16 protein-coding genes are annotated in these 19194 nt (G+C 70.6%); 1 reads left to right on the plus strand and 15 read right to left on the minus strand.

Translation table 11 applies throughout. The features are described from left to right. Positions 1 to 3 precede the first annotated feature (3 nt). The 12 genes from IG08_RS0119825 to IG08_RS0119880 form a co-directional block, all read right to left on the minus strand. Positions 4 to 1119 carry an SUKH-4 family immunity protein gene (locus IG08_RS0119825; protein WP_030603934.1) on the minus strand — a complete coding sequence of 372 codons (1116 nt, stop codon included), beginning with the start codon at positions 1117 to 1119 and terminating at the stop codon, positions 4 to 6. 143 nt (positions 1120 to 1262) lie between these two features. After that, positions 1263 to 1796: an AAA family ATPase gene (locus IG08_RS0119830; RefSeq protein ID WP_030603936.1), complete on the minus strand. Its 534-nt coding sequence runs from the start codon at positions 1794 to 1796 to the stop codon at positions 1263 to 1265. A gap of 11 nt (positions 1797 to 1807) precedes the next feature. Beyond that, the gene (locus IG08_RS62505; RefSeq protein WP_261723875.1) at positions 1808 to 1936 is read right to left on the minus strand and encodes a hypothetical protein; all 129 of its coding nucleotides are present in this window, start codon (positions 1934 to 1936) and stop codon (positions 1808 to 1810) included. Next, a complete protein-coding gene (locus tag IG08_RS0119840; protein ID WP_030603938.1) occupies positions 1933 to 4242 on the minus strand; it encodes a xanthine dehydrogenase family protein molybdopterin-binding subunit in 2310 nt (769 codons plus the stop codon). The genes IG08_RS62505 and IG08_RS0119840 overlap by 4 nt, the downstream gene beginning before the upstream one ends. Continuing rightward, entirely contained in the window at positions 4239 to 5768 is a 1530-nt protein-coding gene (locus IG08_RS0119845) for a (2Fe-2S)-binding protein (protein WP_030603940.1), read from the minus strand. Before IG08_RS0119845 ends, IG08_RS0119840 begins: the two co-directional genes overlap by 4 nt. Continuing rightward, positions 5765 to 6658: an FAD binding domain-containing protein gene (locus IG08_RS0119850; RefSeq protein ID WP_030603942.1), complete on the minus strand. Its 894-nt coding sequence runs from the start codon at positions 6656 to 6658 to the stop codon at positions 5765 to 5767. Before IG08_RS0119850 ends, IG08_RS0119845 begins: the two co-directional genes overlap by 4 nt. 256 nt (positions 6659 to 6914) lie before the next feature. After that, positions 6915 to 8555 carry a beta-N-acetylhexosaminidase gene (locus IG08_RS0119855; protein WP_030603945.1) on the minus strand — a complete coding sequence of 547 codons (1641 nt, stop codon included), beginning with the start codon at positions 8553 to 8555 and terminating at the stop codon, positions 6915 to 6917. 1 nt (position 8556) lies between these two features. Then, positions 8557 to 9399: a carbohydrate ABC transporter permease gene (locus tag IG08_RS0119860; RefSeq protein WP_106980984.1), complete on the minus strand. Its 843-nt coding sequence runs from the start codon at positions 9397 to 9399 to the stop codon at positions 8557 to 8559. A gap of 14 nt (positions 9400 to 9413) precedes the next feature. Continuing rightward, positions 9414 to 10301: a carbohydrate ABC transporter permease gene (locus IG08_RS0119865; RefSeq protein ID WP_030603952.1), complete on the minus strand. Its 888-nt coding sequence runs from the start codon at positions 10299 to 10301 to the stop codon at positions 9414 to 9416. A 4-nt stretch (positions 10302 to 10305) separates the two neighbouring features. Continuing rightward, positions 10306 to 11598, minus strand: a complete 1293-nt coding sequence (locus IG08_RS0119870) for an extracellular solute-binding protein (RefSeq protein WP_030603954.1) — start codon at positions 11596 to 11598, stop codon at positions 10306 to 10308. Positions 11599 to 11780: 182 nt separating this feature from the next. Further along, entirely contained in the window at positions 11781 to 12074 is a 294-nt protein-coding gene (locus IG08_RS0119875; RefSeq protein WP_234342917.1) for a DUF3039 domain-containing protein, read from the minus strand. Between the two features lie 29 nt (positions 12075 to 12103). Then, entirely contained in the window at positions 12104 to 12676 is a 573-nt protein-coding gene (locus tag IG08_RS0119880) for a YqgE/AlgH family protein (RefSeq protein ID WP_030603960.1), read from the minus strand. 254 nt (positions 12677 to 12930) lie between these two features. On the opposite strand from IG08_RS0119880, the gene murA reads away from it, so the two are divergent. Further along, positions 12931 to 14271, plus strand: coding sequence for a UDP-N-acetylglucosamine 1-carboxyvinyltransferase (gene murA, locus IG08_RS0119885; protein WP_030603964.1), 1341 nt, complete (start codon positions 12931 to 12933; stop codon positions 14269 to 14271). Positions 14272 to 14373: 102 nt separating this feature from the next. Here the strand turns inward: murA and IG08_RS0119890 are convergent, their stop codons facing one another. The 3 genes from IG08_RS0119890 to IG08_RS0119900 form a co-directional block, all read right to left on the minus strand. Next, positions 14374 to 14655 carry an HU family DNA-binding protein gene (locus IG08_RS0119890; protein ID WP_007382399.1) on the minus strand — a complete coding sequence of 94 codons (282 nt, stop codon included), beginning with the start codon at positions 14653 to 14655 and terminating at the stop codon, positions 14374 to 14376. Positions 14656 to 14973: 318 nt separating this feature from the next. Next, on the minus strand, positions 14974 to 16386 hold the full coding sequence (locus IG08_RS0119895; RefSeq protein ID WP_030603967.1) for an NAD-dependent malic enzyme: 1413 nt from the start codon (positions 16384 to 16386) through the stop codon (positions 14974 to 14976). 309 nt (positions 16387 to 16695) lie between these two features. Further along, positions 16696 to 19134, minus strand: a complete 2439-nt coding sequence (locus tag IG08_RS0119900; protein WP_030603969.1) for a HelD family protein — start codon at positions 19132 to 19134, stop codon at positions 16696 to 16698. Positions 19135 to 19194 lie beyond the last annotated feature (60 nt).

Below are 19194 nucleotides of genomic sequence, written 5' to 3' on the forward strand. Positions count from 1 at the left end.
GCCTCAGAGCACCCCTCCCGCCTCGTCCTGGAACAGCTCCGTCCAGTAGTGCCAGTCGGCGTCCGTCGTCGTCCCCGTCGGGTCGATCGTCGAGAGGACCTGGAGCATCGTCTTGGCCACCTGGGCGTAGAGGTCGCCCGTGAGTTCGTGGTTCAGGGCGTTGTCTATCGTCCGCTCGCGGTGCAGGAGCCAGAGGGTGAAGGCGAGGGTGGAGATGTCCGTGTTCAGGGGGTAGAGGGTGGCGTCGGGCTCGCTCCAGTTGAGGATCGCGCCCGTTTCGCCGTCCACCACCAGGCTGTTGTTCTCCTGGAGATCGCCCAGGCGGATCAGGTGGGCGGACCTCGGCACCAGGGCTTCCGGGTACAGCTCCGCCAGCGTCGCCAGCGGGGCGTCCGGGTCCAGGTGGAAGAGGATGCCGTCCTCGGGCAGACCCGTCTCGCGCAGGAAGCGGCGGGTCGGTTCGTGGGTGAGGGTCAAGGGGAAGTCGATGTCCTCGTAGCGCATCACCTTGCCGCGGCCGAACTCCTGGTCCAGGAGGCGGGACGGAAGGTCCAGGGCCAGCTCCGAGTCCGTGCCGGGGCCCGCCACCAGGGCCAGGGGGCGGATCAGGGCCGCGATCTTCCAGAACGCCGGTACCTCGCCGCCCGTGCCCTCCGCGAACACCGTCTGCAGCTGGCGCGACGCCTCCTCCACCGCCGTAGGACCGAAGCGGCCGGCGTAGGAGGCGAACTGACCGCGCAGGTCCCGGAGTTCGTCCGTCGCCGTCGCGAAACGCACCAAGGTGGGCAGCGACGGCGCCAGCGGGGTGCGGTCGATCAGCTCGGAGCGTTCGTAGACGAAGGACGTCGTCGAGATCTCCCCCGTCGTGCCGTCCAGAAGGACCGACTCCGTCTCCAGCCCGTCCAGGTCCGTCAGCGCACCTATCACCAACTGGTCGCCCGTCGGGTCCTCGACCGTCCGCAGGCAGTCGCGGCGCAGCTCGGCGAAGGTGAACAGGTCGCTGTCACCCGGAAGTCCGGGGCCGCTGAGCCAGCGGCGTGTCGACGCGTGTGTGATGTACGGATCCAGTTCGTTCTCGGTCAGGACAATCGCCGCGACAGCGGCTTCGATCGTGCTCATGGTTCCCCCGCATGTGCTTTCGCTCACGGTCCCCGTGCGGGGCACGGCACAGCACGGCCGATCCGTCAGGACCCCGCGCTCGTCCCCCACTTCCCAGAACACTACGCGCCACCACTGACAACGCCCCCGTACCAGGAGAGACGTCAGAGCACCCTCGCGCGTTCCCTTCCCGCCACGATCGCGTCCACCGTTTCCCCCGGCGTCAGCGCGGAGTTGTCCAGCCACAGGCCGATGCGCGGCGTCGACTCCCGCAGCACCCCGTCCAGTTCCGGAACCGTCCAGGCGCCGTAGCCCGTCTTCGCCCGCTCCGCCTCCCGGGCGGCGACCGTATCGGCACCCGGCGCCAGGACCACGACGTACAGCGGACGAGTGCGCACCAAGCCTACGTACGCCCCCAGGTCCTCACCCAGCACCACGTCCTGCACGACCGCCGTGAACCCGGCCTCGGCGTACGCGTCCGCCGTCGCCGCCGACAGCCGGTACCGCAGACGGAGTTGGGCCACGGACTCATCGGCCCAGGAAGCCCCCGGCAGATACTCCTCGCGGCCCGTCACGATCATCCGCCGGAAGACGTCCCCACGCACGTGTGCCGCCCGCGGCAGCCGCTCGGCCAGCGCCTGCGCCACCGTCGACTTCCCGGCCGCCATCACGCCGGTGACAAGCACCACTCCACGCAGCACCTCACGCGTCACGCGAAGTACACGCCGCCCAGCACGACCACGATCGCCGCCACGACGAACAGCAGGATCCAGATCGCCAACTTACCCACACTGGGCGGCGGTTCGTAACGCGGCGGATCCGGTTCCGGTGCGCTCACTGTGCTGTCACCACCGCTGCCTGCGGCCTTATCGGCAGCCGGTTCACGGGGCGGCCCGTGGCGGCCCGTACGGCCGCGGCGATGGCCGCCGGGGAGGTCACGACCGGCACCGCGCTGGCCGCCTTCGCCCCGAAGGGGGCGACCACGTCACGTTCCTCGACGAGCTTGACGATCCGGATGTCCGGCGCGTCCAGGGCCGTCGGCAGCGCGTAACCCGTCAGGTCCGGGTGACGGATCAGCCCGCGCGCGGAGCGCAGGTTCTCGGTCAGCGCGATGCCCACGCCCTGCGTGACGCCCGCCTCGATGCGGGCCTCCAGCTGGGCGGGGTTGAGCACCCGGCCGACGTCCTGGGCGAGCGCCAGCTCGACCACGCGTACCGAACCCAGTTCGATGTCGACGTCCACCACCGCGCGGATCGCGCAGAAGGCGAGCCCCACGAAGGCGTCGCCCTGGCCCGTCTCGTCCAGGGGTTCCGTCGGGTGCGGGCGGCATTGGGCCGTGGCCCAGAGTTCCTTGCCGTCCATCGCCTCGGTCACGGTCGTCGACAGGACCCCGTCGTACGAGGTGATCTTGCCGTCGGTGATCTGGAGCAGCTCCGTGGACATGCCGAACTTGTGCGCCAGGGGCTGGAGCAGTTGCGTGCGGACCATTTTCGCCGCGCGTTCCACCGCGCCGCCGGACACCCACGTGTGGCGGCCGCGGCAGCCCGGGCCGGCCGGCGGCTGGTCGGTGTCGACCGGGGCCACGTGGACCTCGTCGATGCCGAGCGTGTCCTGGACGATCTGGCGGGCCAGAGTGGTGAAGCCCTGGCCGGTCTCGACGGCCGCGCACAGCACCGTCGCCACGCCGTCCTGGACGCGTACGGTCGCCGTGGAGACCTCGTCCGCGCCCTCCGCGCCGAGCATGTGCACCATGCCCAGGCCGTAGCCGACGCCCCGGCGCACCGCGCCCGGTTCGCCCGCGCCCTCGGGGCCGCCGGGCAGCAGCCACTCGTCCTCGGGGGTGTCCTTGGGCAGCGTCGGGAGCGGGAAGTCCCGTACGGCCTGCAGGAGTTCGGCCACCGGGGCCGGGCAGGTCACGGTCTGGCCGGTCGGGAGGACGTCTCCCGTGGCCAGGACGTTCTGCAGGCGCAACTCCGCCGGGTCGATGCCCAGCTTCTTCGCCAGCTTGTCCATCTGCGCCTCGTAGGCGGCGCACACCTGCATCGCGCCCTCGCCGCGTACGTGGCCGGAGGGCGGGTTGTTGGTGCGTACGGCCCAGCCCTCGATGAAGGCGTTCGGGACGATGTACGGGCCGCAGGCGAACGACACCGCGGCGGCCAGCGCCTCCGAGGAGGTGTCGGCGTAGGCGCCCGAGTCGAGCAGGATCTGCGCCTCGACCTTCACCAGCTTGCCCTCGGCGTCGGCGTGGTGGCGGTATCTCAGCAGGGTCGGGTGGCGGTGGGCGTGGCCGAGGAAGGACTCCTCGCGCGTCGCCGTGAGCTTCACCGGGCAGCCCGTCTTCAACGCCAGCAGGCCGAGCGGGAGTTGGAAGCCCTGGTCCTCGCGGTCGGCGGTGGCACCGGGGACACCGGTGACGACGACCTTCACGCGCTCGGGCTCCAGGCCGTAGCAGGCGGCGGCCGTGTCGCGGTCGGTGTGCGGGTCGGTGGAGGCCAGGTAGAGCTCGACGCCGCCGTCGGGGCGGGGCACGGCGAGGCCGGCCTCGGCACCGATGGGGGCGGGGTCCTGGCGGCCGATGCGGTACAGGCCCTCGACCACGACCTCGCCGGCCGCGTCGGGGTCGCCGTGCCGCAGCGGGATGTGCCGGACCAGGTTGCCGTCGGGGTGCAGGGGCTCGGCCTCGAAGGCCTGCTCCGGGTCGGTCACCGGGTCGAGTACTTCGTACTCGACGATGACGGCGGCGGCGGCCATGCGCGCGGTGTCGGGGTGGTCGGCGGCGACGGCCGCGATGGGCTCGCCGTGGTGCCGTACGACCTCGGAGGCGAACAGCGGGCGGTCGGCCCTGCCGCGGCCGTAGTGGGCGGAACCCGGCACGTCCTCGTGCGTGACGACCGCGCGGACGCCGGGCATCTCACGCGCGTGAGTCGTGTCGATGGACACGATGCGCGCGTGCGCGTGCGGGGAGCGCAGGACGGCCGCCCACAGCAGGCCCTCGGCCCACAGGTCGGCCGCGTACGGGAAGGTGCCCTCGGTCTTCGCGCGCGCGTCGGCCGGCCGCAAGGACACGCCGAGGCCGTGCGGGATCGGCTCGGGGGCGGGTGCTGCCTCCGCGGGGGTGGTCGCGGTGGCGGCTTCGTTGCTCACGCCTGGCCTCCGTCCTGTCCGTACGCCTGCTCATGCGGGTTCGGCGCTCCCGGTGGGCCCGGGGCTTCGAACGCCGACGGGTTGACGCCGCCTGCTCCCGGGCCCGCCTGATGGGGAATACGGGCCTCGTCGCCGTCCTGTTCGGAGTCGGGGGCCGCGTGGTGGGCCTCGCGCTCGGCGACGACCTCCTTGACGGCCTCGACCACGCCCCGGTAGCCGGAGCAGCGGCACAGGTTGCCGCACAGCGCCTGGCGGGTCTCCATCTCGGACGGCGCCGGGTTGCCCTCCAGGAGGTCGTGCACGGTCATCGCCATGCCCGGCACGCAGAAGCCGCACTGCACGGCACCGCACCGGGCGAGCGCCCGCTGCACGTCCGAGGGCTGTCCGTCCTCGGCCAGACCCTCGACCGTGCGGACCTCGCTGCCGGCGGCGGTCACGGCCGGCACCAGGCAGGAGGCGACGAGCCGTCCGTCGACCTGGACGTTGCAGGCCCCGCACTCGCCCTGCGAGCAGCCGTCCTTGGCGCCCGCGAGGCCGAGCCGCTCCCGCAGCACGTAGAGCAGCGACTCGCCGATCCACGCGTCGGAGACGGGACGGTCGACGCCGTTGACGCGCAGCACGTAGGAGGCGAGGGGGTGTTCCTCGCCGGTGGGCGCGGGCGTGTCGTCGTGCTCCTCGGCGGCTTCCGCCTCGGGCTCCGCAGAAGGCTCAGCGGCCTCTTCAGCGTCCTCAACGACCTCCGGAGCACCCGAGGCCTCCTCGGCCGCCTCACCGGCGCTGTGCGGGGCCCGTGAGGCCGCTACGGCGGACACGACGGGTTCGGCGGGCTGCTCGGGTTCGTGCGCTCGCGGCTGCTCGGGCTCGTGCTCGGCCGGAACGGGCTCCACGCGCGTGTGGGACGCCGGGTCGGCGGGTGCCGTGTGCAGGTGGGCCGCCGGCGCGGGCTGCTCGTGCGCGGGCTCCTCCGCGGGCGGCTCCTGCCCCCACGGCTGCCCCGCCGCCTCCGTCGCCCAGGGCGCGGCCGCGCCGCCGGGGAGCGTGGCCGGCGGGGTGCCGCCCCACTGCTCGACCAGGGAGGAGGTGGTGAACTCGCCCGATTCATCCGGGATGTCACCGCCGGCGACGGGGATCGACCACTGTCCGGTCACGTCGTGGCCCGGCGCCGCCGCGGTCTCCTCGACGTTCCACTGCTGAGTGGCCGCGGGGTTGTACGCGAACGAGTCGTGCCCGGTCTGCTCCTGGGGCACGGCGTTCGGGTCGGGCCACCGGTCGCCGTCGGCGGGCACGGCCCAGGTGCCCGTGGCCGCCGGGTCGTCGGTCCCGGTGGCGGGTGTGACCGTTATCGGCGGGGGCACATAGCCGTGACCGGGTGCGGCGAGCGGGTCGGCAGAGGCGAGGAGGGCCTCGATGCCTCCTTCGGGGAGTTTCACGAAGGCGGTGGCGCCGTCGTCGTAGTCGCCCTGGGGCAGCGGGTCCCAGCGGCCCCCGCTCCTGGGCGTGCCCTCTCCGTGCTGGTCGTCGCTCATGACAGTGCCCTCCCCAGTGCTCGTCGGGCCAGCGCGGCGACGGTGCGCCGCAGGTGCAGTACGGCGGGCGGATGCTGCGGTACGGAGCCGTCCTCGGCCGGGGCCGGGTCGGGGATGCAGGCCGCGGCGACGTACTCCCCGAAGGCGGTGAGCGCCTCCGGGACGATCGCCCGGTTGTTGTCCCAGTCGATGAGCCGGCCGACCCACTGCTCGGCGTCCAGGGGCCGCAGCGGCATCGGCGCTATGGCTCCGACGGCGCACCTGACTCCGCGCCGGGCGGGGTCGAGGACCAGGGCGACGGAGGCCATCGCGCGCCCGGGACCGGTGCGGCCGGTCGCCTTGAGGAAGACCTGCGGCGCGTGCAACAGCGGCACGCGCACGTAGCCGATGAGTTCGCCGGCGCGCAGCATCTCCATGCCGGCCAGCAGGTGCGAGACCGGCACCTCGCGGCGGGCCCCGCCCTGGCCCGCGATGATCAGCGTCGCCTCCAGGGCGGCCAGCACGGGCAGCGCGTCCCCGGTGGGGGACGCCGAGGCGATGTTGCCGCCCAGGGTGCCCGCGTTGCGGATCTGCGGCGGACCGGCGGCGCGGGCCGAGGCGGCGAGGGCGGGGATGAGGGCGGCGAAGTCGGGGCGGCCCATCCGCGCGTGGGTGAGGCCCGCGCCGAGCAGGGCGTGCCCGTCCTGGTACTGCCAGCCGCGGATCTCGCTGATCCGGCCGAGGCCGACCAGTGCGGCGGGCCTGAGCTGACCGGAGTTGACGGAGGCCATCAGGTCGGTGCCGCCCGCGACGGGCACGGCGGCGGGCACGGCGGCGAGTGCCGCCACGGCCTCGTCCAGCGTTGTGGGCAGCGTGACGGACTGCGCCGCCTGCGGTGCGTGCGTGGTCAAACCGGCTACCCCTTCCCGCTGCCCCACCTGGTCCCACCTGTGCTGCCGTACGGTACGTGCTGACAGGGCGGACGTGGCAACTCTGGCACATCTTCGCAACACGCGAAGACAGGGGTCCACTAGGAGGCATTCGCCCGCCTCACCTGGGACATGGTCCGTTTTGGTACGGCATCACCGGCGCATGTCGATTGACACTCTTCGGTGACTCTTGGGGTCTTTTTCCGTATCTGTTCGGACACATGCCCGTTCAGGAGGCCTACCTGTTCGGGGGCGGCCCCTCGATCGGGCGACCGAGCACCCCGGGGCGCCGCTGCCACGGCAACGGCCCCGCGGGCGGCCGGTAGGCGACGCCCAGGGCGTCAAGTCGGCGGTAGTGGGCGGCCATCCGCCGCTCGAAGTCGCCGAAGTCCCGTTCCGCCGGGGCGGGCAAGGCACTCCAGGCCACCTCGGCGAAGGCCGTGAGCCGCGGGAACGTCTGGTAGTCCACGCGCGCGGGGTCCTCCATCACCTCGGTCCACACGTTGGACTGCGCGCCGAGGACGTGCGCCGCCTCCGCCGAAGTCAGCTCCGGTGGAACGGGCTCGAACCGATACACGTCCTCCAGGGTGCGGACGTAGCCGATGGGGACCGGCTCGTCCGCGCCCGGGGCCTGCCGGTGGTCCAAGTACACCTGCTGCTCGGGGCACATGACGACGTCGTGGCCGGCCCGCGCGGCCGCGATCCCGCCCTGGTAGCCGCGCCACGAGGACACGGCCGCCCCGTCGGCCAGCCCGCCCTCCAGGATCTCGTCCCAGCCGATGAGCCTGCGGCCGCGCGCGGTGAGCCACTTGTCGAAGTGTCCGATGAACCAGGACTGCAGCTCGTCCTCGTCCGCGAGCCCGAGTTCCTTGATGCGGGCCTGTGCGGTGGGCGACTGCCGCCACTGGTCCTTGAGGCATTCGTCACCGCCGACGTGAATGAACTCCGAGGGGAACAGGTCGAGGAGTTCCTCGAACACCCCCTCGTAGAAGCGCAGGGTGTTGTCAGTGGGGGCGAGTACGTTCGGAGAGATGCCCCAGGTGTCCCAGACGGAGAGGGAGGGCGCGCCTTCCATGGATGCAGCGATGACGTCGGTGTTGCCGAGTTCCGGGTACGCGGCGATGGCGGCCTGCGAGTGGCCGGGTACGTCGATTTCGGGGACGACGGTGATATGCCGCTCGGCGGCGTAGGCGACGATCTCCCGGATGTCGTCCTGGGTGTAGTAGCCACCGTGCGGCTTCTCCTCCCACAGCGGGGAGGCCCGGTGGCCGAATTTCGTGCGTGATCGCCAGGAACCGGTCTCGGTCAGCTTCGGGTACCGCTGGATCTCGACGCGCCAGCCCTGGTCGTCCGTCAAGTGGAAGTGGAAGACGTTGAGTTTGTGCGCGGCCATCAGGTCGAGGTAGCGCAGGACTCCGTCCTTGGGCATGAAGTGCCGGGCCACGTCGAGCATGAGGCCGCGCCAGCCGAACCTGGGCGCGTCCTCGATCGTGACGTGCGGCACGGCCCAGGTGCGGTCGCGACCGAGCGGGGCCCTGCGATACGCGTCAGGGCCGAGGAGCTGACGCAGTGTCTGGGCGCCCCAGAAGACACCGGCCGCGCTGCCGCCCTCGATGAGGACGCCGGTCGGGTCGCTGACGAGGCGGTACTCCTCGGGGCCCAGTCCGGGGTCGAGCTGGAGCCCGATGCCGTCGCCCTCGGTGTCGTCGAGCTCCCACCCCTCGCGCAGCGGCAGGCCGGTGGCCTGGCACAGGACGGTGCGCAGCCAGTGGCCGACGCCCTCCGTCGCGGTGCCGGCGTAGAGCTGCGAGTGCGCTGTCAGCCGCACCTCGCCGGAACCGGCGACGACGCTGCGAGGTGCCGGAATCAGTTCAGTCACGTCAGTCCTTAACCGCTCCGCCCAGCCCCGAGACCAGGCGTCGCTGTACGAGTACGAAGAACACCAGCACCGGAATCGTCATCACCGTGGAGGCTGCCATGACCCCGCCCCAGTCCGGCTCGTCCGGCTTGTAGAACACCAGCAGTGCCATCGGCAGGGTCGACTGGGACGTGTCGCTGATGATGAAGGACTTGGCGAACAGGAAGTCGTTCCAGGCCGAGATGAAGGAAAACACGCTCGTGGCCACCAGGCCGGGGAAGACGAGCGGGAAAAGGATCTGCCACAGGAATCGCGCACGGCTCGCCCCGTCGATGTACGCGGCCTCCTCCAGCGCCTCCGGGACCGCCTTCACAAAGCCCCTCAGCATCCATATCGCGAACGGCAGCGAGAAGGCGATGTGCGGCAGGACCAGCGAGCCCAGCGTGTTCAGCAGCCCGAAGTCCCGCATCTGGAAGAACAAGGGGATCGTGAGCGCCTCCACCGGCACCATCTGGGCCACCAGAAACATGATCAGCAGGGTGGTCCGGAAGCGGAAGCGGAATCGCGTCACCGCGGTCGCCGCGAGAAACGCGATCAGCGCCGAGACGATCACGACACTGCACGCCACGACAAGGCTGTTGACGAAATACCGACCGAAATCCTGCTGCTCGAACACGCGCCGGAAGGAATCCAGCGAGGGCGACAGCGTCCAGGGCCGCGGCTCGGTCGACTCGATCTCACCCGCCGGTTTGAAGGCGCTGAGCACCATCCAGTAGAGGGGGAAGGCGACGACGACCGCGATCAGCAGCGCCGAAGCCTCGGCGGCCAGTCGCCAGGGACGCCGTACACCCAGCCGTACCCCCATGCGAAGCAGAAGATTCACAGTTCCTCCCCCTGCCGGCGCAGCAGCCGCAGGTACACGAGCGTCACGGCGAGCAGGATCAGCAGCATCACGATGCCGATCGCCGAGCCGAGGCTGTACTGCGAGGACGCGAACGCCTTCTGGTAGGCGTACACGTTCAGGACCAGGTTCTGGCCCGCGATGCCGCCGCCGTTCGTCATGACGTAGATCTGCGTGAAGACCTTGAAGTCCCAGATGACCGACTGGATGGTGACGACGACCAGGATCGGCCGCAGCATCGGCGCGAGGACGGAGCGCCAGATCCGCCACTGCGAGGCGCCGTCGAGGGAGGCCGCCTCCAGGACCTCGGCGGGTACGGCCTGGATGCCCGCGTAGACCGTGACCATCACGAACGGGAAGGAGCACCACACCACTTCGAGCAGGACGAGGAAGAAGGCACTGAGCCGTCCGTACGTCCAGGAGTAGTCGCCGAGGCCCAGCATGCGGTTCACCGGGCCGAAGTCCGGGTCGAACAGGAGCAGCCAGACCGTCGAGCCCGTGACGGCCGGCGTCGCCCACGCACCCAGCGCGGCCAGCATCAGCGCGAGCCGCGGCACCGCACGCACGCGCGTGAGGAGCACGGCGAGCGCGCAGCCGACCGCCAGGGTGGAGACGACACAGGCCGCCGCGAAGACCACGGTCGCCAGCAGCACCTGCCAGAACTGCGGGTCCCCGAAGAGCTCCGTGTAGTTGCCGAAGCCCTCGAAGGTGGTGGGTTCACCGCCGCTGACCTGGGCCTGGGTGTACTGGAAGAACGAGATCAGACCGAGCTGGTAGATCGGGTAGAGGAGCAGCCCGCCGAGGACCACCAGCGCGGGAGCGAGGTAGAGCCAGGGGGTCCAGGCGGGCTTCGTGCGAGGATTCACCGGCTCAACCCACGGAGCCGAACGCGTCGTTCATCTTCGTCGCCGCTTCCTTGGAGGCCCCGGCCACGTCCTTCTTGCCGCTGATGACCTCCTGGAACATGGTCGGCAGCACCAGCGAGGAGTCGATCTGCGCCCAGGCGGGCGAGGCGGGCACGAACTTGGTGCCGGCGGCGAGGGTCTGCGCGAAGGGCTTCACGTACGGCTCCTCCGCCGCCGCCTGCTGCCGTACGTCCGCGAAGGTCGGCAGGAAGCCCATCGCGTCGAACATCGAGGCCTGCGTCTTCTTCGAGGTGAGCTGTTCCATCAGCTCGACGGCGAGGGTGCGGTGCGAGGTGCTCTTCAGTACGCCGATGTTGTTGCCGCCCGCGAACGCCGGGGCGATCGAGCCGGACGCCACGCCCGGCAGCGGTACGACCGCGTACTTGCCCTTCACCTTCCCGGCCTCGACGGCGGTGTGGCTGAAGTCGCCGCCGATCGCCATGCCCGACTTGCCGGCCGCGAACGCGGTGATCGTGTCGTTGCCGCCCATGCCGGCGCACTTGGCGGCCGGACAGTTGTCGTCGGAGAACAGCGACGTGTACGCCTTGATGCCCTTCTGGGCGGCCGCACTGTCGATCGCGGAGGCGTACGAACCGCCCTTGCCGGTGGCGAGTTCGCCGCCGTTGGCCCAGATGAACGGCATCGCGCCGTACGTGTAGGCGCCGCCGACGACCAGGCCGTACAGCTCGGGCTTGGCGGCACGTATCTTGCGGGCGGTCTCGGCCAACTCGGCCATGGTCTTCGGGACTTCGAGGCCGAGTTCCTTGAAGACGTCCGTCCGGTAGTACAGGGCGCGGACACCGACGTAGAAGGGCGCGCCGTAGATCTTGTCGTCCACCGTGACCGACTGCTTCGCGGTGGGGTCGGTGTCCTTGGCCTCGCTCCAGTCGCCGAACTCCTTGGTGACGTCGAGGAGTCCGCCGTCCTTCACATAGCCGGCCGTGTCGGTGTTGCCGTACTCCATGACGTCGGGGGCGGAGTCCGGGTCGTTGAAGGCGGCCTTGACGCGCTGGGCGCGGGTGTCGATCGGGATGTACTCGATGTCGACCTTGGTGTCCTTGTGGGCCTTCTCGAAGGCGGCGACGACGGAGTCGACGACCTTCTCCTTCGGCTTGTTGCCGACCTCCTGGAAGAGCCAGACACGGAGGGTGCCGGTCTTCTCGTCCTTGTCGGAGGAGGAGTTGTTGGAGGTCTGGGGGGCGCAGGCGGTGACGGCCAGGGCCGTCAGCAGCACGGCCAGTCTGGGGGCGAGCTTCATGGAGTGACCCTCCGGGCGTGCGTTGCAACATGTGCAATGACGGTTTCGCTCAACGCAACGGAGGTTATGGGTTACATGAACACGCTCACAAGAGGTCTCAACCACTTCGTGACACGCAAAAGCCCCCCGGGGCGCGCGGAACGCGCCCGGGGGGCCTTGTGAAGCCCAGTCGGGTGGAGGACCTACTTGTCGCCGCCCTTGTCGTCGTCCCCGCCGGAGCCCATGGACTCGTAGATCTCCTTGCACATGGGACACACGGGGTACTTCTTCGGGTCGCGGCCGGGCACCCAGACCTTGCCGCACAGCGCCACGACGGGCGTCCCGTCGAGGGCGCTCGCCATGATCTTGTCCTTCTGGACGTAATGGGCGAAGCGCTCGTGGTCCCCGTCGCCGTGCGACACCTGCGGCGTCGGCTCTACGAGGGTCCCCGTCCCAGTGCCTCGCTGGGGCTGGGTCTCAGGCTCAAGAGTGCTCATAACGCCAAGAGTACTGAAGCTCACTGGCATCAGTTGAGCGAAGGGTCGTCCGGATACGTGGCCACCATCGCCAGTTCGTTGCGCTGGCGGCGCAGGACCTCGCGCCAGAGTCTCTCCGGGGCCGGGGAGGACACGTCGCCGGGCTCGGACTCGACGACGTACCAGGCGCCCTCGACCAGTTCGTCCTCCAGCTGCCCGGGGCCCCAGCCCGCGTAGCCGGCGAAGATGCGCAGGGAACCCAGGGCCGAGGCGAGCAGCTCCGGCGGGGCCTCCAGGTCGACCAGGCCGATCGCGCCGTGCACCCTGCGCCAGCCCAGCGGGGCCCCGTCGACGGACGCGCCGCCGGGTATGACGGCGACCCCCAGGGCCGAGTCCAGGGACACCGGGCCGCCCTGGAAGACGACACCCGGTTCGCCGGCGAGGTCCGCCCAGCCCTCCAGGATGTCGCCCACGTCCACCGGAGTAGGGCGGTTGAGGACGACGCCGAGGGAGCCCTCCTCGTCGTGGTCGAGAAGGAGCACCACCGCGCGGTCGAAGTTCGGGTCCGCCAGGGCGGGCGTTGCCACGAGCAGCCGCCCTGTGAGCGAGGACACCTCGGTCATGCCAGACATGATCCCGCATCTTCCCCTGGAGTGGGGCGGCAATGCCCGTACGGCAGTGAATGCAGGTGAGGGCGCACCGGTGCGCCCCACGCGCACGCCTGCGCCCGGTGACCCCATGTGCCGGACAGGGAACCGTTCGTGTTGTGACAGAGCTATGACGCGGCTGGGCGGTCCTTGGGCTTACGGAAGGGGGGTGGGCGGCGATTACCCTTTCCCTTCTGTCCCCCTGCCCCACCAATCGGAACGCGAGATACATGACCGTCAACGACGATGTCCTCCTTGTCCACGGCGGAACCCCGCTGGAGGGTGAGATCCGTGTCCGCGGTGCGAAGAACCTCGTACCGAAGGCGATGGTCGCCGCTCTGCTCGGCAGTGCGCCAAGTCGACTGCGCAACGTTCCGGACATCCGTGACGTGCGTGTCGTACGCGGGCTGCTGCAGCTGCACGGGGTGACGGTCCGTCCGGGTGAGGAGCCGGGCGAGCTGGTGATGGACCCGACGCACGTGGAGAGCGCGAACGTCGCCGACATCGATGCCCACGCGGGGTCGAGCCGTATCCCGATCCTCCTGTGCGGTCCGCTGCTGCACCGCCTCGGGCACGCGTTCATCCCGGGCCTCGGCGGCTGCGACATCGGCGGCCGGCCCATCGACTTCCACTTCGAGGTGCTGCGGCAGTTCGGCGCGACCATCGAGAAGCGGGCGGACGGTCAGTTCCTGGAGGCGCCGCGCCGGCTGCGCGGCACGAAGATCCGGCTGCCGTACCCGTCCGTCGGCGCTACCGAGCAGGTGCTGCTGACGGCCGTCCTCGCGGAGGGCGTCACCGAGCTCTCGAACGCCGCGGTGGAGCCGGAGATCGAGGACCTCATCTGCGTCCTGCAGAAGATGGGCGCCATCATCGCGATGGACACCGACCGCACCATCCGCGTCACCGGTGTGGACCAGCTCGGCGGCTACAACCACGCCGCCCTCCCGGACCGCCTGGAGGCCGCCTCGTGGGCGTCCGCGGCGCTCGCGACCGAGGGCAACATCTACGTCCGCGGCGCCCAGCAGCGCTCGATGATGACGTTCCTGAACACCTACCGGAAGGTGGGCGGCGCCTTCGAGATCGACGACCAGGGCATCCGCTTCTGGCACCCCGGCGGCCAGTTGAAGTCCATCGCGCTCGAAACGGACGTCCACCCGGGCTTCCAGACGGACTGGCAGCAGCCGCTGGTCGTCGCCCTGACACAGGCGACCGGGCTGTCCATCGTCCACGAGACGGTCTACGAGTCCCGGCTCGGTTTCACCTCCGCGCTCAACCAGATGGGTGCTCACATCCAGCTGTACCGCGAGTGCCTGGGCGGTTCCGTCTGCCGTTTCGGCCAGCGGAACTTCCTCCACTCGGCCGTCGTCTCGGGCCCCACACGGCTCCAGGGCGCCGATCTGGTCATCCCCGACCTCCGCGGCGGCTTCTCCTACCTGATCGCCGCTCTGGCGGCCCAGGGCACGTCCCGCGTCCACGGCATCGACCTCATCAACCGCGGCTACGAGAACTTCATGGAGAAGTTGGTCGAGCTGGGCGCCAAGGTGGAGCTGCCGGGCAAGGCCCTCGGATAGCCCACTGATTGAGTACGACGATGGGGCGGCCACCCTCACCGGGTGGCCGCCCCATTCGCGTTGCTGTGCCTCGTACGCAGGTCCCGTCGCGTACGTGAAGGCTTACTTGCCCTTGGCGGCTTCCTTGAGCTTGGAACCCGCCGAGACCTTGACGCTGTAGCCGGCCGGGATCTGGATCGGGTCGCCGGTCTGCGGGTTGCGCGCGGTGCGAGCGGCACGGTGGGTGCGCTCGAAGGTCAGGAAGCCGGGGATGGTGACCTTCTCGTCGCCCTTGGCGACGATCTCGCCGACGGTCTCGGCGAACGCGGCCAGCACGGCGTCGGCGTCCTTGCGGGTCACCTCGGCGCGGTCGGCCAGCGCGGCCACCAGCTCACTGCGGTTCATGTTGTTACTCCCGTGTTCTTCTTGCCGTGTAGGCGGAGATCGAAAGCCGATGCTGCCAGGGTCCTCGGAGAGTCCCCGGACCCGGGTCCGTCGTCAGACCCTCGCGCCCAGAGACGCATCCTGCCCCTACCTGCGGCGGGAAAGCCAATCCGGCACCCCTAGGAGTCGCGAGAACACCCTTGGGGGTCACACGAAAAGAGGGCCCGCAGCCTGGCCGACACGATAAACGGCTGTCACGCGGGCCGGGTTCCCCGACGCGCCGATGCAAGGCCTTGCCGTGGCGATCCTCACAGCCCGAGCACATTCCGGCATATCCCGCTAGGAAGCGGAAGCAGCCTTCGCGGCCTCCCGCACCGCACCCGCCACCGCGCCCGCGACCTTGTCGTTGAAGACGCTCGGGATGATGTAGTTCGGGTTCAGCTCGTCCTCGGTCACCACGTCCGCCAGGGCCTTCGCGGCCGCGAGCATCATGTCGGTGTTGACCGTGCGGGACTGGGCGTCCAGCAGGCCGCGGAAGACACCCGGAAAGACCAGCACGTTGTTGATCTGGTTCGGGAAGTCGGAGCGGCCGGTGGCCACAACCGCCGCCGTCTGGCGGGCGATCGCCGGGTCCACCTCGGGGTCCGGGTTCGCGAGCGCGAACACGATGGCGCCCTCGGCCATGGCGGCCACGTCGTCGCCGTCCAGGACGTTCGGGGCGGAGACGCCGATGAAGACGTCCGCGCCGCGCACGGCCTCCTTGAGCGTGCCCGTCAGGCCCTCGGGGTTGGTGTTGTCGGCGATCCAGCGCAGCGGCGAGTCGGCCGCGGCGTCCACCAGGTCCTCGCGGCCGGCGTGCACGACGCCGTGGATGTCGGCGACGACGGCGTTCTTGACACCCGCGGCGATCAGCAGCTTGAGGATGGCCGTACCGGCCGCGCCGGCACCGGACATGACGACCCGGATGTTCTCGATCGCCTTGCCGGCCACGCGAAGTGCGTTGGTCAGGGCGGCCAGGACGACGATCGCGGTGCCGTGCTGGTCGTCGTGGAAGACGGGGATGTCGAGGGCCTCGCGCAGGCGCGCCTCGATCTCGAAGCAGCGCGGCGCCGAGATGTCCTCGAGGTTGATGCCGGCGAAGCCGGGGGCGATCGCCTTGACGATCGCGACGATCTCGTCGGTGTCCTGGGTGTCCAGGCACAGCGGCCAGGCGTCGATGTCGGCGAAGCGCTTGAAGAGGGCCGCCTTGCCCTCCATGACGGGCATGGCGGCCATCGGGCCGATGTTGCCGAGGCCGAGCACCGCGGAGCCGTCCGTCACGACCGCGACGGTGTTGCGCTTGATGGTGAGGCGGCGGGCGTCCTCGGGGTTCTCGGCGATCGCCATGCACACGCGGGCCACGCCCGGGGTGTAGATCATGGACAGGTCGTCACGGTTGCGGATCGGGTGCTTGGACTGCATCTCGATCTTGCCGCCGAGGTGCATGAGGAACGTACGGTCGGAGACCTTGCCGAGCGTGACGTCCTCGATGCCGCGGAGCTGCTGGACGATCTCGTCGGCGTGGGCCGTGGAGGTCGCCGCGATGGTGACGTCGATCCGGAGCTTCTCGTGGCCGGAGGCGGTCACGTCGAGGCCGGTCACCGAGCCTCCGTGGGACTCTACGGCCGTCGTGATCTGGGAGACCGCGGTTCCGCTCGCGGGCACCTCCAGACGGACCGTGATCGAGTAGGAGACGCTGGGCGCCGTTGCCATGGCCGACTTCCTCTGCTTTCACCGTGACGCTTTGTATGCCGTCCGATCGTCGCACCTACTGCCGAGTAGGCGTTAGCCACCCCGGATTGCGAACGTTTTGTTCACAGCGAAAGAGGTCCACGTCACTTGGTGACGTGGACCTCTCGCACATTCAGTGGCACCGACCCGCCATGCTCGCCTCGCGGCAAGTGGTCGCTCGTAGCGACGAAGGTTGGGCCCGGGGGCTTGGATCGGGCCGGTGCCACACCCAGGCTAACAAACAGATCCCGTAAGGCCATTCCCGTACCGCAAGTTCACCTGACCTCCGGCTCAGTCCCTCAGCAGGTCCGGCACCCCGCTCGCGTCCGGCTGGTCCCGGTCTCCCGACACCACCGTGAGCTGCTGCGTGGCCCGGGTCAGGGCGACGTACAGGACGCGCAGGCCCGCCGGTGACTCGTCGGCGATCTCCGCGGGGGAGACGACGACCGTCGCGTCGTACTCCAGGCCCTTCGCCTCCAGGCTGCCGAGCGCCACGACGCGGTCGCCGAGGCCGGTGAGCCAGCGGGCGGCCTCCTCGCGGCGCTGCATGGCGACGACGACGCCGACCGTGCCGTCGACGAGGTCGAGGAGCCGGGCTGCCTCCTCGCGGACTCTCTGGCCCAGGGATCCCCGTACGACGCCGCTGTGTCCCGTGTTGGTGGCCACAAAACGCGGCTCGACACCGGTCGACCGTACGGCCCTCGGGGACTCGGAGCCCGGCATGGCGAGGGCGAGGACCTTGGCGGCCAGGTCGGCGATCTCGGAGGGGTTGCGGTAGTTGACGGTGAGCTGGAAGCGGCGGCGGGGGCGGCTGCCGAGGGCCTCGTCGCGGGCGCCGGCCGCCTCGTCGGGGTCGGACCAGGAGGACTGCGCCGGGTCGCCGACGACCGTCCAGGTGGCGTGCCGGCCGCGGCGGCCGACCATGCGCCACTGCATCGGCGTGAGGTCCTGGGCCTCGTCGACGATGACGTGGGCGTACTCGACGCGCTCCTGGGCGAGGCGCTCGGCCCGCTCGCGCTGCGTCTCCTCGCGGGTCGGCATCAGCTCCTCGAGGCCGGTGAGCTGGTCGAGCGGGTCCAGCTCGCGCCTCTTCTTCGGACGGGCCGGGGTGCCGAGGATCGACTGGAGCTCGTCGAGCATGGCGATGTCGTGCACGGAGAGGCCGTCGCGCTTGAGCGAACGGGCGACCTTGCGGACCTCGCCGGGGTTGAGGATGCGGCGGGCCCAGCGGCCCAGGCGCCGCTCGTCGGACATCGCCGTGAGGACGGCCTTCGGGGTGAGCTCCGGCCACCAGGCGTCGAGGAACTCGATGAAGCTGTCCTCGCTCGCCACGTCCTCGTCGAAGGAGGAGCGCAGCTCGGCGGCGAGCTCCGGGTCGGTGTGCCGGCCGGCCGCGCCGGACTGCGCCCACAGGGCGTCCAGGAGGAGCTTGCGGGCGCGGGGGCGGAGCAGGTTCACGGGGGCGGTGCCGCCGAGCGTGTTGTGGCGGATGCGGTCCAGGTCCCCGGCCTCCAGCTCCAGCCGGCGCCCGAAGGCGACGACCCGCAGGCGGGTGGGCGGGCCGGAGGGGGTCTGCGGCGTCGCGGCATCGCCATCGGCGTCGTCGTCACCGAAGGCGAGCTGTGCCGGGGCGCCCGCGCCCGGGCGCCCCGCGGAACCGCCCGGGCGTGTACCGCCGCCCGCCCCCTGCTCCAGCGCCCCCCGCGCCGCCTTCCGCAGCACCTTGAGCATGCGGTACGAGCCCTTGGCGCGGGCCACCGACGGGGAGTCGTACAGCGTGGCCTCGGCGCCGTCGACGAGCGAGCCGATCGCCCGGATGGCGACCTGGCCCTCCTCGCCGAGGGAGGGCAGAACGCCCTCGGTGTAGGCCACGAGCAGGGGGGTGGGCGAGACGATGAGGATGCCGCCCGCGTACCGGCGCCGGTCCTGGTACAGGAGGTAGGCGGCCCGGTGCAGGGCGACGGCCGTCTTGCCCGTGCCCGGGCCGCCCTCGACGTAGGTGACGGAGGCGGCGGGGGCTCGGATGACCAGGTCCTGCTCGGCCTGGATGGACGCCACGATGTCCCGCATGGTGTGGCTGCGGGCCTGTCCGAGCGCGGCCATCAGGGCGCCGTCGCCGATGACGGCCAGCTCGTGGCCGTCGAGGGTGGCCTTGAGCTCGGGACGCATCAGGTCGTCCTCGACGCCGAGCACCTTGCGTCCCTTGGAGCGGATGACACGGCGGCGCACGACACGCCCCGGGTCGACCGGGGTGGACCGGTAGAAGGGCGCCGCGGCGGGCGCCCTCCAGTCGATGACGAGTGGCGCGTAATCGGAGTCCAGGACCCCGATGCGGCCGATGTGGAGCGTCTCGGCGATGTCGGCGGTGTTGTCGTCCCGCACGGCGCCTTCGGCGGGCTCCACGGCGGTGTAGGCGCCGTCGGGTCCCTTCTTGCCGTCCTTGCCGAGGAGCAGGTCGATCCGTCCGAAGAGGAAGTCCTCGAACTCGTTGTTGAGCCGGTTGAGATGGATTCCGGCCCGGAATACCTGCGCGTCCCGCTCGGCGAGCGCGCCGGGCGTACCGACCTGGCCACGCTTGGCCGCGTCGTTCATCAGGAACTCGGCCTCGTGAATCTTCTCCTCAAGGCGCTGGTACACCCGGTCCAGGTGTTCCTGTTCGACGCTGATCTCCCGATCCCGAACCGAGTCGTGAACCGAGCCGACCGCAGATGGTTGAGCCTGAGCGGCCACCGGGCCCCCTTCTGACGTGCTGGGCAGCCGTCAAACTTACGCGAAGGGGGGCCCGGGAAG

Source organism: Streptomyces fulvoviolaceus, from assembly GCF_000718165.1.
Taxonomy (GTDB): Bacteria; Actinomycetota; Actinomycetes; order Streptomycetales; family Streptomycetaceae; genus Streptomyces; species Streptomyces fulvoviolaceus.

Excerpts from the sequence above, each read along its gene's own strand:
- IG08_RS0119870 (WP_030603954.1), bottom strand. The coding sequence starts at position 11,598 with ATGAAGCTCGCCCCCAGACTGGCCGTGCTGCTGACGGCCCTGGCCGTC.
- murA (WP_030603964.1), top strand. The coding sequence starts at position 12,931 with ATGACCGTCAACGACGATGTCCTCCTTGTCCACGGCGGAACCCCGCTG.
- IG08_RS0119860 (WP_106980984.1), bottom strand. The coding sequence starts at position 9,399 with ATGGGGGTACGGCTGGGTGTACGGCGTCCCTGGCGACTGGCCGCCGAG.
- IG08_RS0119825 (WP_030603934.1), bottom strand. The coding sequence starts at position 1,119 with ATGAGCACGATCGAAGCCGCTGTCGCGGCGATTGTCCTGACCGAGAAC.
- IG08_RS0119845 (WP_030603940.1), bottom strand. The coding sequence starts at position 5,768 with ATGAGCGACGACCAGCACGGAGAGGGCACGCCCAGGAGCGGGGGCCGC.
- IG08_RS0119880 (WP_030603960.1), bottom strand. The coding sequence starts at position 12,676 with ATGACCGAGGTGTCCTCGCTCACAGGGCGGCTGCTCGTGGCAACGCCC.
- IG08_RS0119890 (WP_007382399.1), bottom strand. The coding sequence starts at position 14,655 with ATGAACCGCAGTGAGCTGGTGGCCGCGCTGGCCGACCGCGCCGAGGTG.
- IG08_RS0119875 (WP_234342917.1), bottom strand. The coding sequence starts at position 12,074 with ATGAGCACTCTTGAGCCTGAGACCCAGCCCCAGCGAGGCACTGGGACG.
- IG08_RS0119895 (WP_030603967.1), bottom strand. The coding sequence starts at position 16,386 with ATGGCAACGGCGCCCAGCGTCTCCTACTCGATCACGGTCCGTCTGGAG.